The 15729-nt window shown below is 70.4% G+C and carries 17 protein-coding genes; 15 read left to right on the top strand and 2 right to left on the bottom strand.

What is annotated here, in order from left to right:
- Nucleotides 1-96 precede the first annotated feature (96 nt).
- The 11 genes from ACFWYS_RS31315 to pstB all read left to right on the top strand — a co-directional run bounded on the left by ACFWYS_RS31315 (nt 97) and on the right by pstB (nt 11802).
- Complete coding sequence (locus tag ACFWYS_RS31315) at nt 97-483, top strand: GntR family transcriptional regulator (protein WP_384776053.1); 387 nt, start codon at nt 97-99, stop codon at nt 481-483.
- Entirely contained in the window at nt 480-1367 is an 888-nt protein-coding gene (locus tag ACFWYS_RS31310; RefSeq protein ID WP_384776051.1) for an ABC transporter ATP-binding protein, read from the top strand. The genes ACFWYS_RS31315 and ACFWYS_RS31310 overlap by 4 nt, the downstream gene beginning before the upstream one ends.
- On the top strand, nt 1364-2365 hold the full coding sequence (locus ACFWYS_RS31305; protein ID WP_384776050.1) for an ABC transporter permease: 1002 nt from the start codon (nt 1364-1366) through the stop codon (nt 2363-2365). Before ACFWYS_RS31310 ends, ACFWYS_RS31305 begins: the two co-directional genes overlap by 4 nt.
- Nucleotides 2362-3270, top strand: a complete 909-nt coding sequence (locus tag ACFWYS_RS31300) for a hypothetical protein (RefSeq protein ID WP_384776048.1) — start codon at nt 2362-2364, stop codon at nt 3268-3270. Before ACFWYS_RS31305 ends, ACFWYS_RS31300 begins: the two co-directional genes overlap by 4 nt.
- 150 nt (nt 3271-3420) lie before the next feature.
- Nucleotides 3421-5796 (top strand): RNA degradosome polyphosphate kinase, encoded by a 2376-nt coding sequence (locus ACFWYS_RS31295; protein WP_384776046.1) that lies wholly within the window; start codon nt 3421-3423, stop codon nt 5794-5796.
- A complete protein-coding gene (locus ACFWYS_RS31290; protein ID WP_384776044.1) occupies nt 5777-6964 on the top strand; it encodes a CHAD domain-containing protein in 1188 nt (395 codons plus the stop codon). Before ACFWYS_RS31295 ends, ACFWYS_RS31290 begins: the two co-directional genes overlap by 20 nt.
- 55 nt (nt 6965-7019) lie before the next feature.
- Entirely contained in the window at nt 7020-7445 is a 426-nt protein-coding gene (locus ACFWYS_RS31285; protein WP_384776042.1) for an NUDIX hydrolase, read from the top strand.
- 246 nt (nt 7446-7691) lie between these two features.
- On the top strand, nt 7692-8813 hold the full coding sequence (gene pstS, locus ACFWYS_RS31280) for a phosphate ABC transporter substrate-binding protein PstS (RefSeq protein ID WP_384776040.1): 1122 nt from the start codon (nt 7692-7694) through the stop codon (nt 8811-8813).
- Nucleotides 8814-8918: 105 nt separating this feature from the next.
- Nucleotides 8919-9923, top strand: a complete 1005-nt coding sequence (pstC, locus tag ACFWYS_RS31275; RefSeq protein ID WP_384776038.1) for a phosphate ABC transporter permease subunit PstC — start codon at nt 8919-8921, stop codon at nt 9921-9923.
- Nucleotides 9920-10978, top strand: a complete 1059-nt coding sequence (gene pstA / locus ACFWYS_RS31270; protein ID WP_384776036.1) for a phosphate ABC transporter permease PstA — start codon at nt 9920-9922, stop codon at nt 10976-10978. Before pstC ends, pstA begins: the two co-directional genes overlap by 4 nt.
- A 47-nt stretch (nt 10979-11025) precedes the next feature.
- On the top strand, nt 11026-11802 hold the full coding sequence (pstB, locus tag ACFWYS_RS31265) for a phosphate ABC transporter ATP-binding protein PstB (RefSeq protein ID WP_384776034.1): 777 nt from the start codon (nt 11026-11028) through the stop codon (nt 11800-11802).
- A gap of 126 nt (nt 11803-11928) precedes the next feature.
- On the opposite strand, the gene ACFWYS_RS31260 is transcribed toward pstB, so the two are convergent.
- Nucleotides 11929-12108 carry a hypothetical protein gene (locus ACFWYS_RS31260; RefSeq protein ID WP_384776032.1) on the bottom strand — a complete coding sequence of 60 codons (180 nt, stop codon included), beginning with the start codon at nt 12106-12108 and terminating at the stop codon, nt 11929-11931.
- 126 nt (nt 12109-12234) lie between these two features.
- On the opposite strand from ACFWYS_RS31260, the gene ACFWYS_RS31255 reads away from it, so the two are divergent.
- Together ACFWYS_RS31255 and ACFWYS_RS31250 are read left to right on the top strand one after the other, a co-directional pair.
- Entirely contained in the window at nt 12235-13074 is an 840-nt protein-coding gene (locus ACFWYS_RS31255; protein WP_384776030.1) for a hypothetical protein, read from the top strand.
- A gap of 110 nt (nt 13075-13184) precedes the next feature.
- Nucleotides 13185-13388 (top strand): hypothetical protein, encoded by a 204-nt coding sequence (locus ACFWYS_RS31250; RefSeq protein WP_384776028.1) that lies wholly within the window; start codon nt 13185-13187, stop codon nt 13386-13388.
- Nucleotides 13389-13471: 83 nt separating this feature from the next.
- Here ACFWYS_RS31250 and ACFWYS_RS31245 read toward each other — a convergent pair whose 3' ends face one another.
- Nucleotides 13472-13849 carry a metal-sensitive transcriptional regulator gene (locus tag ACFWYS_RS31245; RefSeq protein ID WP_384776026.1) on the bottom strand — a complete coding sequence of 126 codons (378 nt, stop codon included), beginning with the start codon at nt 13847-13849 and terminating at the stop codon, nt 13472-13474.
- A gap of 238 nt (nt 13850-14087) precedes the next feature.
- Here ACFWYS_RS31245 and ACFWYS_RS31240 point away from each other — a divergent pair, with 238 nt between their 5' ends.
- Nucleotides 14088-14708 (top strand): DUF47 domain-containing protein, encoded by a 621-nt coding sequence (locus ACFWYS_RS31240; protein WP_272119415.1) that lies wholly within the window; start codon nt 14088-14090, stop codon nt 14706-14708.
- Between the two features lie 8 nt (nt 14709-14716).
- On the top strand, nt 14717-15715 hold the full coding sequence (locus tag ACFWYS_RS31235; RefSeq protein ID WP_384776024.1) for an anion permease: 999 nt from the start codon (nt 14717-14719) through the stop codon (nt 15713-15715).
- Nucleotides 15716-15729 lie beyond the last annotated feature (14 nt).

Raw genomic sequence — 15729 nt, 5'->3', positions numbered from 1 at the left:
GAGCCCGGCCGATCGGTTCACGAAACCACGCTTGACTTTCCGGACCCACTTCCACCACCCTTTCACTACTCAATTAGTGAAAGGGTGGTGGGACGGATGGTCGAGTACCGCATCGACCGGCGCTCCGGCGTCGCCACCTATGTGCAGATCGTCCAGCAGACCAAACAGGCCCTGCGGCTCGGCCTGTTGGAGCCGGGCGACAAGCTGCCCACGGCCCGTGAGGTCGTCGAGGCCACCGCCATCAACCCCAACACCGTCCTCAAGGCCTACCGCGAACTGGAGCGCGAGGGCCTGGTCGAGGCGCGCCGCGGGCTCGGCACGTTCGTGCGGCGCGGACTCGGCGCCGCCCCCGCCGACTCGCCCCTGCGGGCCGAACTGGAGGCATGGGCGGCACGGGCCCGTGCGGCCGGGCTGGACCGCGACGACGTGGACGCCCTCTTCACCGCGGTACTGGACACGCACTTCAAGGGAGACGAGTCATGACCGACACCGCCATCGAGGCGGCCGCGCTGGGCAGGAGGTTCGGCCGGCGCCGCAGGATCGCGCTGGACGGCTGCTCCTTCCGGCTCCCGGCCGGCAGCGTGTGCGCCGTCGTCGGACCGAACGGCGCCGGCAAGTCGACCCTGCTCTCCCTCGCCGCCGGTCTGCTGCGCCCCACCGACGGCACGATCACCGTCCTCGGCCAGGCCCCGGCGAGCGCCCGGGAGCGACTCGCGTACGTCGCCCAGGACAAGCCCCTGCACCCGCAGCTCACCGTCGCCGACACCCTGCGGCTGGGGCGGGAACTCAACCCCCGCCGCTGGGACACGGCCGTCGCCGAGCGGATCGTCGCCGAGGGCGACCTCGACCCCAAGGCCAGGGTGCGCACCCTCTCCGGCGGCCAGCGCACCCGCGTGGCGCTCGCCCTCGCCCTCGGCAAGCGCCCCGAGGTGCTGCTCCTGGACGAGCCGATGGCCGACCTCGACCCGCTCGCCCGGCACCAGCTGATGGCCGCGCTCATGGCCGACGCCGCCGAACACGGCACCACGGTTGTCATGTCCTCGCACGTCGTCGCCGAGCTGGACGGCTCCTGCGACCACCTCCTGCTGCTCGGCGCCGGCCGGGTCCGCCTCGCCGGCCCGCTGGACGACCTGCTCGCCGCCCACCGGCTCGTGACGGGCCGGGCCGACACCCCCCTGGACCCGCACCTCGTGGTCGAGTCCCGCACCACAGGCCGTCAGCTCACCGCGCTGATACGGCCCGACGGCCCCCTCGGCGACGGCTGGCAGACCACCGCCCCCACCCTGGAGGAGCTGGTCCTCGCCCACCTGCGCGCCCCCGAGGCGCCGGCCCTGCGCCTCGACACCGTGCGGGAGGCCGCCGTATGACCGCCGCCCTCGCCGTCGAGCGGCCCGCCACCGCCACGCCCTCCCGAGGGCCGCGCGGACTGGTCTGGGCGATGCTGCGGCTGCACCGCTGGGCACTGTGGTGCTGGGCGCTGCTGGTGGCCGTCGGGGCGGGAGCGCTGCTGTGGGCGTGGGGTCCGGGCGCCGCCGCGGCCTGGGCGGAGTACTACGAGATGGCCTGCGACACCGTGACGCCGGGCGACCTCGCCTGCGACTACACGGGTGCCGCGTACGCCCGCTACGACTCGGTCGTCGGCACCGCCGCCGCACTCATCGGCATCGTCCCCTTCCTCACCGCCGCCTGGGCCGGCGGCGCGCTCATCGGGCGCGAACTGGAAAGCGGGACCGCCCAGTTGGCGTGGACGCAGTCCGTCTGCCCGGCCCGCTGGCTGGCCGCCAAGCTCGCCGTCCCGGCCGCCCTCCTCGTCTCCGGCACGCTCGTGCTCACGCTGCTGCACCACATGCTGTGGTCGGCGGACGGCGCGCTGCGGCAGGTGAACAGCTCACGGCACTGGTACGCGGGCACCACCTTCGAGGCCAACGGCACCCTCGCCACCGCCTACGTCCTCCTCGGCCTCGCCGTCGGCGTCCTCGCCGGACTGCTCCAGCGCCGCGCCCTGGCCGCGCTCGGCACGGCGGTCGTCGGCCTGGCGATCCTCACCGCCGCGCTCCGCGCACTGCGCCCCCACCTGTGGCCGGTCGAGACGCTCACCGGCAAGCGCGGTTACCCCGAGTGGACCGGCATGGTCGTCGGGGACGGCGCCCTCACCTCCACCGGCGCCCGTGTCCCGGACCCGCACTGCGACACGGCCAAGTGCTACGCCGACCACGACGTCGTCGGCTACTACCGCGACTACCACCCCTCCTCCCACTTCTGGCCCCTGCAGCTCGTGGAGACCGGCATCGCCCTCGCCGTCGCCGGCCTGGCCGTCCTCGCCGCCTTCGCGCTGCTGCGCCGCCGTACCGGAGCCGCCGTATGACCAGCCCCTCCGCGACGGCCGTCTCCTCGGCCCGCACGCCGTCCGGCCCGCGCGGCGGCCTGTTCCGGGCCGTCCTGCGGCTGCATCGCACGGCCCTGGTCCTCTGGGGCCTGGCTCTGGCCGCCGCCACGGCGTACCTGATCTGGCTGCACACCATCGGGGGCGAGGCCCGCAGGGGCACCAGCCCGTGCGCCATACCGGCGTCCGACGGCCTGCCCTCGTGCGCGGCGGTCGACGCGATCACCGCCGACGAGACGTACAGCACCGGCATCGCCCTGGTCACCACGGCCCTGTCCTACCTGGTCTTCCCGGTGGCCGCCTGGGCGGGCGGCGCGCTGATCGGCCGCGAGCTGGAGAGCGGCACCGCCCAGCTGGCCTGGACCCAGTCGGTCACCCCGGCCCGCTGGCTGGCCGCCAAGCTGGCCGTCCCGGCCGCCCTCCTCACGGCCGGCACCGGCACGCTCGTCGTGGTCAACCGCTGGGCACAAGGGGACGGCAACCCGAACCTGGTCGGTGACTGGTACTTCGAGGACGTCTTCCTCGGCATCGGGCCCACGGCCGTCGCCTACCCCCTGGCCGCCCTCGCCCTCGGCACCCTCACCGGGCTGCTGCTCCGCCGGGCCCTGCCCGCCGCCGGAGTGGCCTGCGCCGCCGCGTTCGTCCTCTACAACCTGCTGGAACGCAACCGCGAGAACCTCTGGCCGACGGTCACCCGCAGCGAGTCCCACGGCTTCGAACTGCCGCGTTCCGCCTGGCAGCTGGGCTGGGAGGGGTCCACCAGCGCGACCTTCCACCCCCGGTCCCACTTCTGGCCCCTCCAGTACGCCGAGACCGGCATCGTCCTCGCGGTCGCCGCCGCCGCGACCCTCGCCGCGTTCTGGCTGCTGCGCCGCCGTACCCCCTGAGACCTCCGGTCCGTACGTCCCTCCACGGGGGGAAGGACGTACGGACCGGACATACCCGCGCGGACGTAGACGCCCGCGAGCCGCCCCCCGCTATCCCACACGCCATGTCTCCGTAACCATTGGTTCAGACGGACTTGCGACGCTCACCCAATGACCGCCGCCGTGCCAGCGCCTTCGCCGCCGCCGGAGGGGAACGCGAGGAACGGGGACGCCCGGCGCCTCCCCGCGTCGCTCCCGCCCGCGCTCTCCGACGCGCCCATTGGTCTGGATGCGCGGAACAATGGGCATATGAGCCAGCCCACCAACGCCCAGGCCAAGGTCCAGCACGCGCAGCCCTCCGTGGGCTCCATCGCCGCGCACCGCCCGCACACGGTCACCTCCGCGGTCGTCTCCGACCTGGAACCCGACATCGACGCCGACCTCGACGCGTACGAGGTCACCGAGATCGAGGGCGTCCAGTTGCCCCAGGGCCGGTTCCTGGACCGGGAGCGCAGCTGGCTCGCGTTCAACGAACGCGTCCTCGAACTCGCCGAGGACCCGAACACCCCGCTCCTGGAGCGGGCGAACTTCCTGGCCATCTTCGCCAGCAACCTGGACGAGTTCTTCATGGTCCGCGTGGCCGGACTGAAGCGCCGTATCGCGACCGGTGTCGCCACCCGGTCCGCGTCCGGCCTCCAGCCGCGCGAGGTCCTGGAGATGATCTGGGCCCGCTCCCGCGAGCTGATGGCCCGGCACGCCGCCTGCTACCACGAGGACGTCGCCCCCTCCCTCGCGGAGGAGGGCATCCACCTGGTCCGCTGGGGCGAGCTGACGGAGAAGGAGCAGGCCCGCCTCTTCACGCTGTTCCGGCACCAGATCTTCCCGGTCCTGACCCCGCTGGCGGTCGACCCCGCACACCCGTTCCCGTACATCTCCGGGCTCTCCCTGAACCTGGCCGTACGGGTCCGCAACCCCGTCACCGGCACCCCGCACTTCGCCCGGGTGAAGGTGCCCCCGCTGCTCTCCCGCTTCCTGGAGGCCTCCCCCGGCCGGTACGTCCCGATCGAGGACGTCATCGGCGCGCACCTGGAGGAGCTGTTCCCCGGTATGGAGGTGCTGGAGCACCACGCCTTCCGGGTCACCCGCAACGAGGACCTGGAGGTCGAGGAGGACGACGCGGAGAACCTGCTCCAGGCCCTGGAGAAGGAGCTCATGCGGCGCCGCTTCGGCCCGCCGGTGCGCCTGGAGGTCGAGGAGAACATCAACCAGGAGGTCCTGGACCTGCTGGTGCGCGAGCTGAAGATCAGCGAGGCCGAGGTCTACCCGCTCACCGGCCCCCTGGACCTCACCGGCCTCTTCCGTATCGCCTCGATCGACCGTCCCGAGCTGAAGTACCCGAAGTTCGTCGCGGGCACCCATCGCGATCTCGCCGAGGTCGAGTCGGCGTCCGCGCCGGACATCTTCGCCGCGCTGCGCAACCGGGACGTCCTGCTGCACCACCCGTACGACTCCTTCTCCACCTCCGTGCAGGCGTTCCTGGAGCAGGCGGCCGACGACCCGGACGTCCTCGCGATCAAGCAGACCCTGTACCGGACGTCCGGCGACTCCCCCATAGTCAACGCGCTCATCGACGCCGCCGAGGCCGGCAAGCAGGTGCTCGTCCTGGTCGAGATCAAGGCCCGCTTCGACGAGCACGCCAACATCAAGTGGGCGCGCAAGCTGGAGGAGGCCGGCTGCCATGTCGTCTACGGCCTCGTCGGCCTGAAGACGCACTGCAAGCTGTCGCTGGTGGTCCGCCAGGAGGGCGAGACGCTACGGCGCTACAGCCACGTCGGCACCGGCAACTACCACCCGAAGACGGCACGGCTCTACGAGGACCTGGGCCTGCTGACCGCGGACCCGCAGGTCGGCGCCGACCTGTCCGACCTGTTCAACCGCCTGTCCGGCTACTCCCGCCGGGAGACCTACCGGCGGCTCCTGGTCGCGCCCAAGTCCCTGCGCGACGGTCTGATCTCGCGGATCAACAAGGAGGTCCAGCACCACCGTGCCGGACGTCCCGCCTATGTCCGCATCAAGGTCAACTCGATCGTCGACGAGGCGCTGATCGACGCCTGCTACGCCGCGTCCCAGGCGGGCGTGCCGGTCGACATCTGGGTCCGCGGCATCTGCGCGGTCCGCCCGGGCGTGACCGGACTGTCGGAGAACATCCGCGTCCGCTCGGTACTCGGCCGCTTCCTCGAACACTCCCGGATCTTCGCCTTCGGCAACGGCGGCGAACCCGAGGTGTGGATAGGCAGCGCCGACATGATGCACCGCAACCTCGACCGCCGTATCGAGGCCCTGGTCAGGGTCACCGACCCGGCCCACCGCGCCGCGCTCAACCGGCTCCTGGAGACCGGTATGTCCGACACCACCGCCTCCTGGCACCTCGGCCCGGAGGGCGAGTGGACCCGGCATGCGACGGACGCGGACGGCCAGCCCCTGCGCAACGTCCAGGAGATGCTCATAGACGCCCGGAGGCGCCGGCGTGGCACAGCAACACCTTGATCCGACGGACCCCACGGCCGGGGCTGTGACGGGGGACGCCCTCGCGGGCTACCTGCGCGCCCAGGCCACGGAGTTCCTCCGAGCCCTGCGCCTGCACCGGGAGACCGGCAGCGGTGCGTCCAACGGCTCGGAGGAGTCCGTCGACGCGGCCCGGGCGCTACGCCGCTCGGCCCGCCGTATCAGCGCCAGCCTGCACACATTCCGCCCCCTGCTGGACGCCGACTGGTCGGAGGCCATCCGCCCGGAGCTGGCCTGGCTCTCCGGCACGCTGGCCATGGAACACGCGTACGCGGCCCGGCTGGAACGCCTGCTGCTGGCACTGCACCGGCTGTCGGGGGCGACAGTGCTGCCCGGGCAGTCCGGCGGGGCCGACGCCGGTGGCGTCGCCGACGTGGCCGGCGTGGCCGCGGGCAGCCGCTCGGCCGACGCGACCGCCGGCGTGGCCGCGGGCGGTCGTGCCGGTGGCGGAGCGACCGTTCCGCAGAAGGCGGCGCCGCACGCCGGCCCCTCCGCCGCGACGGCCACCCCGGAGCGCGGCAACCTCACGGTGGGCGCGGCCAAAGCGGGCGCCCTGCTCGAACGCCAGCTCACGCTCGCCCGGACCCGTGCGCACAGCACCGCCCTGCAGGCCCTCGGCTCCTCCCGCTTCCACGCCGTTGCCGACAACATCGCCGTACTGGCCAGCGAGGTCCCCCTGACCCCCGCCGCGGCCACCGCCGACCTGCGCCCCCTCGCGGCCGCCGCCGAGGAGCGGCTCACCGACGCGGTGGCGGCGCTGCCGCTGGTGACCGCGGGCCACCCCTACAACGCCGAGGCCCTGATCCACGGCCTGTCCCCGGACCCGGCCCCGCATCCGCAGGACGCCCCCTGGCACCAGGTCCGCCTGCTGCTGCGCCTGCACCGCTACGCCCGCGAGGTCCTCCTCGGCGACGACGGCCCGGTGGACGTACGGCTGCTGGCGGCCGGCCAGGCCCTGAACCGGCACCGCGACGCCTCCGAGGCGGCCGCCGCCGCGGCCCAGGCGGCCCGCACCCCGCGCATCGCCCCGGCGACGGCGTACGCCCTCGGCGTGCTGCACGCCGACCAGCGGCACGAGGTGGAGGCTGCGCGGTTCGCGTTCCAGCAGTCCTGGCAGCTGAAGACGGTGGGCGCGCCTCAGCGACCCTGAGGCCCGCCCTGGGAACCCCTGCACCACAGGTACTCCCGAAGGAGGCACATTTCCGGTGACTCACCCGAACCAAGACCTCACCGTCCATGCGGCCGGCTGCGTCCTGTGGCGCCGTTCGCCGGTCGACGGTGAGCTGGAGATATGCCTGATCCACCGTCCGAAGTACGACGACTGGTCGCATCCCAAGGGCAAACTGAAACGCGGCGAGGACCCCCTCGAAGGCGCTCTGCGCGAGGTCGCCGAGGAGACGGGCCACTCCGCCGAGCCGGGAGCCGAGCTGCCGACGCAGCGGTACATCGCCAACGACCGCCCCAAGGAGGTCCGGTACTGGGCGGCCGAGGCGGGCCCGGGCCGCTTCGCCCCCAATGCCGAGGTGGACCGCCTGCTGTGGCTCTCGCCCACCGCCGCCCGGTGCCGTCTCAGCCAACCGAGGGACCGCCCACTCGTGGACGCCCTACTGCAGTCGCTGCGGCCCGCCTAGTCCGAAGCAACCCGCACAAAGCGTCGGCATACACCCGTGTCCTCAACGTAAGCGTTCCGTTACCTCACCGCACCGTCCCCAGGGGTTCACCCCCCGTTCATTTACGCCCTTCGGCCGCTTCACCTGTTCTGCCTAATTTCAGCCGTGCACGATGACGGACCGCGCCCCGGGGGGACGGGTCCGCGTCACCCATTCTTCGCACGCCGCCGGAATTCAGGACGGCGGCTCCTGGAAGGAACACCCTCAGTGAAGCTTCAGCGCAAGAACCGGCGCGTCCTCGCTCTCGGCGCTCTCGCCGTCTCCGGCGCCCTGGCCCTCACGGCGTGCGGCTCCGACGAGACCGGCAACGGCGGCGGCGACGCCTCCTCCAGCGCCGGCGCCAGCAACATCAAGTGTGACGACGCCTCGGGCCAGGTCCTCGCCGACGGCTCCTCCGCCCAGAAGAACGCCGTCGACGCCTGGGTGAAGCAGTTCTCGTCCGCCTGCAAGGTGGAGATCAACTACAAGGCCGGCGGCTCCGGTGCCGGTGTCACCGCCTTCACCCAGGGCCAGATCCCGTGGGCCGGTTCGGACTCGGCCCTCAAGCCCGAAGAGGTCGAGGCCTCCAAGAAGATCTGCTCCGGCGGTCAGGGCATCGACCTGCCGATGGTCGGCGGCCCGATCGCCCTCGGCTACAACGTCCCGGGTGTGGACAACCTCGTCCTGGACGCCCCGACGATCGCCAAGATCTTCAACGACAAGATCAAGAACTGGAACGACCCGGCGATCGCGAAGCTCAACCCCGGCGCCAAGCTGCCCGACCTGAAGATCCAGGCCTTCCACCGCTCCGACGAGTCCGGCACCACGGACAACTTCACCAAGTACCTGATCGCCACCGCCAAGAGCGACTTCCCCTACGAGGGCGGCAAGGCCTGGCAGGCCAAGGGCGGCCAGTCCGCTCCGCAGTCCTCCGGCGTCGCCGCGCAGGTCAAGCAGACCGCCGGCGCGATCGGCTACTTCGAGCTGTCCTACGCCAAGAACGGCATCAAGGCCGTCGCCATCGACACCGGCGCCGGCAAGCCGGTCGAGGCCTCCGTCGAGAACGCCACCAAGGCCATCTCGGACGCCAAGGTCGTCGGCACCGGCAAGGACCTCTCCCTGGAGCTGAACTACGCCACCAAGGCCGAGGGCGCCTACCCGATGATCCTCGTCACCTACGAGATCGTCTGCGACAAGGGCAACAAGTCCGAGACCCTGCCCGCCGTCAAGGCCTTCCTGCGCTACGCGGCCTCCGAGGACGGCCAGAAGATCCTCGCCGAGAACGACTACGCGCCGATGCCCGAGGACATCATCGCCAAGGTCCGCACGACCGTCGAAAGCCTGAGCTGACCTGAGAGTGCGGTCCGGTCTCCCGTGTGGGACCGGACCGCACCGTCCGGTGCACCGCCGCCAGGGGCCGCACACCACGTGCGGTTCCGCAGACCGGAGAACCCGATGGACACCACACACATAGCTGACGCACCTCCCCCCACCCCACAGCCGTCCGTGACCGAGCAGAAGCGCGCGGCCCGTGGTGCCACCCGACCCGGAGACCGGATCTTCCTCGGCCTCTCCCGCGGCTCGGGCATTCTGCTGCTGGTGATCATGGCCGCGATCGCGGGCTTCCTCACCTACCGCGCCGTCCTCGCCATCAGCAAGGACGAAGGCAACTTCCTGACGACCTTCGAGTGGAACACCGGCGTCAACCCGCCGGTCTTCGGCATCGCGGTGCTGGCCTACGGCACGATCGTCTCCTCGATCATCGCCATGGTCATCGCGGTCCCGATCGCGGTCGCCATCGCGCTGTTCCTCACCCACTACGCCCCGCGCCGGCTGAGCGGTCCCATCGCCTACGTGATCGACCTGCTCGCCGCCGTGCCGTCCATCGTCTACGGCCTGTGGGGCGCCCTGATCCTCGTACCGCACCTGGGCGGCCTGTTCGGCTGGCTGGACGACTACCTCGGCTGGACCGGCATCTTCGAGTGGCAGGGCGGCGCCGCGCGCTCCATGCTCACCGTCGGCATCCTGCTCGCGATCATGATCCTGCCGATCATCACCAACGTGAGCCGCGAGGTCTTCCGCCAGGTCCCGCAGACGCACGAGGAGGCGGCCCTGGCGCTCGGCGCCACCCGCTGGGAAGTGATCCGCATGTCGGTCCTCCCCTTCGGCCGCTCCGGCGTGATCTCCGCCTCGATGCTCGGCCTCGGCCGCGCCCTCGGCGAGACGATGGCCGTCGCCACCGTGCTCTCCCCCGACTTCCTGATCCACGCCAGCCTGCTCGACCCGGGCGGCGGCACCTTCGCCCAGAACATCGCCAGCAAGTTCAGCGAGGCCACGGAGTTCGGCCGTGACGCGCTGATCGCGTCCGGTCTGGTCCTGTTCGTCATCACCCTGCTGGTCAACGGCGCGGCCCGCGCGATCATCGCCCGCCGCAAGGAGTACTCGGGGGCCAACGCATGAGCACCGCACCCACCGTCGCCCCCAAGCGCCGCAGCACCCTGCGCGGCGGCCGGCTGCCCAAGTGGGCTCCGTGGGCCATCGCCGCCGGATCCGTCGCCCTCGGCGTCGGCATCAGCGCCGCCGCCGGCCTGAACAGCAGCATCCAGTGGCTGCTGATCGCCGCGATCCTCCACGTCCTCGGTACGTACGTCATCGCGGCCAAGGTGGAGAACCGCCGCCAGGCCAAGGACCGCGTGGTCACCTCGCTGGTGTGGGTCGCGTTCCTGCTCGCCGTGGTGCCGCTGGCCTCACTGGTGTGGTCGACCGTCCAACGCGGCGTGAAGGTCCTCGACACCTACTTCCTGACCCACTCGATGGGCGTGGTCGCCGACTCGGAGCCGGGCGGCGGCATCTACCACGCCATCCTCGGCACGCTGGAGCAGGTCGGCCTCGCCACGCTGATCGCCGCGCCGATCGGCGTGCTCACCGCGATCTACCTGGTGGAGTACGGCCGCGGCGGCCTCGCCCGTGCCGTCACCTTCTTCGTCGACGTCATGACCGGCATCCCGTCGATCGTCGCCGGCCTGTTCATCCTCAGCATCATGCTGATCTTCGAGATGGAGCCGTTCGGCTTCGCCGGCTCGCTCGCTCTCGCGATCCTGATGATGCCGGTCGTCGTGCGTTCCACCGAGGAGATGCTCAAGCTCGTCCCGAACGAGCTGCGCGAGGCCTCGCTGGCGCTCGGCGTGCCCAAGTGGCGCACCATCCTGAAGGTGGTCCTGCCGACCTCGCTCGGCGGCATCATCACGGGCATCATGCTGTCCATCGCCCGTATCGCCGGTGAGACCGCGCCCGTGCTGCTGCTGGTGTTCGGCAGCAAGTTCATCAACTCCAACCCGTTCGAAGGCGCGCAGGCGTCGCTCCCTCTGTACATCTACCAGCAGTACGGATCGGGCGAGGCTCCGGCGTACGACCGGGCGTGGGCGGCGTCGCTGACGCTGATCGCGTTCGTGATGATCCTCAATCTGGTGGCCCGCGGCATCGCCCGCTGGAAGGCCCCGAAGACGGGCCGCTGACGCGGCCATTGACGACAGTCAGCGACTCGAAAGAAGCAGTGATTTCCATGGCCAAGCGCATTGATGTCAGCGGCCTCAACGCCTACTACGGCTCCTTCCTCGCCATCGAGGACATCTCGATGACCGTCGAGCCGCGCTCCGTGACCGCCTTCATCGGCCCGTCCGGCTGCGGCAAGTCCACGTTCCTCCGCACCCTCAACCGCATGCACGAGGTCACGCCGGGCGGCCGGGTCGAGGGCAAGGTCATGCTCGACGACGAGAACCTGTACGGCACCGGAATCGACCCCGTGGCCGTGCGCCGCGAGGTCGGCATGGTCTTCCAGCGCCCGAACCCCTTCCCCACGATGTCCGTCTACGACAACGTCGCGGCCGGCCTGAGGCTGAACGGCTCGTACAAGAAGTCGCAGCTGGACGACATCGTCGAGAAGTCCCTCAAGGGCGCCAACCTCTGGAACGAGGTCAAGGACCGCCTGAACAAGCCGGGCTCCGGTCTCTCCGGCGGCCAGCAGCAGCGTCTGTGCATCGCGCGGGCGATCGCGGTCGAGCCGAAGGTCCTCCTCATGGACGAGCCCTGCTCGGCCCTCGACCCGATCTCCACCCTCGCCATCGAGGACCTGATCGGTGAGCTCAAGGAGCGCTTCACGATCGTCATCGTGACGCACAACATGCAGCAGGCGGCGCGTGTCTCCGACCGCACGGCCTTCTTCAACCTGGCGGCCGTCGGCCAGCCCGGCAAGCTGATCGAGATCGACGACACGGAGCGCATCTTCTCCAACCCGTCGGTCCAGGCCACGGAGGACTACATCTCCGGCCGCTTCGGCTGACAGACCCCTCGCGGTGCTGCATGGCGGTGCCACCGCGAGGCAGATAAAGGGCCCGCCCCCCGGCTCCCGGGGGGCGGGCCCGTCTGTGTCCGGGCAGCGCCCTCCGGCATGGTGCGGGCCGGGCGGTCACACGCTCACATGATCCACGGCATCCGCTCTCGCCAGGCTCCGGGCGCGTCTGGCCGGCCCCCGCCAACCGCACGTGCAGCGGGCGGTGCAGAAGGGTCCCTTCTCCACCGTTGACGTGCGGTGCTCCTCGGGGTCGCGGTGCTTTCGGTGTGCCGTCGGTCCATCCTGCTGCGCCACATCGACAACGTTACCCAGGGCAAGTAAGCGCAACGCCCCCGGGCGCCGTGACGAGGGCACCTACCCGTCGTTAACCGGAACGACAGGGGGCCCGTGACGGACGTACCGGCTGGGGGTAGGCAGGCGATGACGGAGCGGCAGCAGCACAGGCGGCGGCACGGGGCTGGCGTTGCGGCCGGCGTCCTTTGTGTCTGTCTGACGGGCAGCGGATGCGCGCAGAACGGCGCGGCGGTGGAGGACTCACGCGGGCGGGACGCCGTGGAGGTCGTGCGGCACGCGGCCGACGCGCTCATCGGAGCCCGGAGCTCCAAGGCCCGTACGTCCATGGAGATGGCCACCGGCGGCACCCGCGTCACCATCCGCGGCGAGGGCGTGTACGACTTCGGCAAGCAGCTGGGGCAGCTGAAGGTGCTGCTGCCGCAGGACCCGGCGGGCGCCACCGCACACCGGCCGATCATGGAACTCCTCGCCCCCGGGGCCCTGTACATGAAGAACCGCGGCGCCGGGGTGCCCGCCAACAAGTGGGTGCGGGTCGACACCCGGTCGCTGTCGGACGGGAACCTCGTCACCGGCGGGGCCACCGATCCGTTCGCCGCCGCCGAGGTGCTGCGCGGGGCGCGGACGGCGACGTATGTGGGCCAGGAGGATGTCGCCGGTACCTCGGTGCGGCACTACCGGGGAACGGCCGACCTCGGCTTCGCCTCTCAGGACGCGTCCGACGGGCACAAGGAATCCCTGGCGGCAGCGGCGAAAGGGTTCGCCACGGATCAGGTGCCGTTCGACGTCTATCTGGACGAGGCCGGCCGGATCCGCAAGGTCAGGCACCGGTTCAGCTTCGTCAACGGGCAGCAGAGCGACGCCGTCGCGGTGGCCTCGACGACCTTGCTGTACGACTTCGGGGCCCCCGTCGACGTACGTCTGCCGGACGGCGACGACATCTACGCCGGCAAGATCGCGGAGGAGTGAGGGCCGGCGTATGCCTGCGTGACGGGCGTCAAGAACTAGCCCGTCCGTGCCATGCGCGGTGTGTAGGCCGCTCCCTACTCTAGGAAGTCGGTAACGGCAGAGAAGAGGTGATGCGCGTGGCTCCGGTCGGCGGTACGGCAGTTCAGGACCACGTGGCCCTCGCCGAGATCGAGCTGTGCGGAGAGCTGATCATCGCGGCATCGACCGCCCGCGAGGACCGGCTCAGCCTGGCGAGCATCGACGAGGTGCTGAGAGTCACGGAGGAACGGGCAGCGGAGGAGCGGGCACCGGAGCGTGACGCGTCCGACGAGTGAGCTCGCTCTCACATCAGGGCAGGTCAAGTCGGGGCCGGGCCGATCGGGGACGGTCAGATCGGGGAGGGGCAGATCGGTGGAGGTCAGGTCCTCAGCAGCCGCCCGATCGCCTTCGTCGCCTCCTCCACCTTCGCGTCGATCTCCGCACCGCCCTTGAGGGCCGCGTCGGCGACGCAGTGCCGGAGGTGTTCCTCCAGCAGCTGGAGGGCGAAGGACTGCAGGGCCTTGGTGGAGGCGGACACCTGCGTCAGTATGTCGATGCAGTAGACGTCCTCGTCGACCATCCGCTGCAGGCCACGGATCTGGCCCTCGATACGGCGCAGGCGCTTGAGGTGTTCGTCCTTCTGCTTGTGGTAGCCGTGGATGCCCCGGTCGTGGTCCGTCACGACCTCGGCAACGGCCGGTTCTGTCGCCTCTTCAGCGACGGAGGGCGCATCCGCGCCGGCCTCGGTGGTCGTCATCGCGTCCTCCAGACATAAACCGCTTCACATACCCCTACTGGGTATATCGTACCGAACTTTGCTGGGTATAGGGCCTTGTGGCCGACGCCGCGCACGGCCACTGGACTGGACCACTGGGCAGGCCCCTGTGCCGACCACTGTGCCTGATGGGCGACACTGGAGGACGGCCCATTAGCCGTGGCCGGATGATGCGCCTAGCATCAGCCTGACCGAAACCGATGCTTACCGAGGACCCCACGTGCGATTTCGTCTGACCCCCCGGGAGACGAGCTTCTACGACATGTTCGCCGCGTCCGCGGACAACATCGTCACGGGCTCGAAACTCCTGATGGAACTGCTCGGGGCGGACAACGCCGGCCGGGCCGAGATCGCAGAGCGTATGCGGGCCGCGGAACACGCGGGTGACGACGCCACACACGCGATCTTCCACCAGCTGAACTCCTCGTTCATCACGCCGTTCGACCGCGAGGACATCTACAACCTCGCATCGTGCCTCGACGACATCATGGACTTCATGGAGGAGGCCGTCGACCTGGTCGTCCTCTACAACGTGGAGGAACTTCCCAAGGGCGTCGAGCAGCAGATCGAGGTGCTGGCGCGCGCGGCCGAGCTGACGGCCGAGGCGATGCCGAACCTGCGCACGATGGACAACCTCACCGAGTACTGGATCGAGGTCAACCGCCTGGAGAACCAGGCCGACCAGATACATCGCAAACTCCTCGCGCACCTCTTCAACGGCAAGTACGACGCCATCGAGGTCCTCAAGCTCAAGCAGATCGTCGATGTGCTTGAGGAAGCGGCGGACGCCTTCGAGCACGTGGCGAACACGGTGGAGACCATCGCCGTCAAGGAGTCCTGAGCCCTTCAATGGACACCTTCGCCCTGGTCGTGACCATCGCGGTCGCGCTCTTCTTCACGTACACCAACGGCTTTCACGATTCCGCGAACGCGATCGCCACGTCCGTCTCGACGCGGGCCCTGACACCGCGGGCCGCGCTGGCGATGGCCGCGGTGATGAACCTCGCCGGTGCCTTTCTCGGCTCCGGTGTCGCCAAGACGGTCAGTGAGGGCCTGATTCAGACACCCGAGGGCTCGAAGGGGATGGGCATCCTCTTCGCCGCGCTGGTGGGTGCGATCACCTGGAACCTGATCACCTGGTACTTCGGCCTGCCGTCCTCGTCCTCGCACGCCCTGTTCGGCGGCATGGTGGGCGCGGCGCTGGCCGGCGGGACGACGGTCTACTGGGACGGCGTACTGGACAAGGTCGTCATCCCGATGTTCGTGTCGCCGCTCGTCGGACTGTGCGCGGGCTATCTGGTCATGACGGCGATCATGTGGATCTTCCGCCGCTCGAATCCGCACAAGGCCAAGCGGGGCTTCCGCATAGCGCAGACCGTGTCGGCCGCCGGCATGGCCCTCGGACACGGCCTCCAGGACGCCCAGAAGACCATGGGCATCGTGGTGATGGCCCTGGTCATCGCCGACGTCGAGGACTACGGCGACCCGATCCCGGTATGGGTGAAGATCGTGTGCGCCGTGATGCTGTCCCTCGGCACCTACGCCGGCGGCTGGCGCATCATGCGCACCCTCGGCCGCAAGATCATCGAACTCGACCCGCCCCAGGGTTTCGCCGCGGAGACGACCGGCGCGTCGATCATGTTCACGACGGCCTTCCTCTTCAAGGCCCCGATCTCCACGACCCACGTCATCACCTCGGCCATCATGGGCGTCGGCGCCACGAAGCGCGTGAACGCCGTCCGCTGGGGCGTCGCCAAGAACATCGTCCTCGGCTGGTTCATCACGATGCCGGCGGCCGCGTTGGTGGCGGCGGGGGCGTTCGGGGTTGTGAATCTGGCGTTCCTGTAGGGGTCGGCCTGCCG

Source organism: Streptomyces sp. NPDC059010, assembly GCF_042740355.1.
GTDB lineage: Bacteria > Actinomycetota > Actinomycetes > Streptomycetales > Streptomycetaceae > Streptomyces.
The sequence above is the reverse complement of the archived record's forward strand: the minus strand, read 5'-3'. Positions and strand labels throughout refer to the sequence as shown.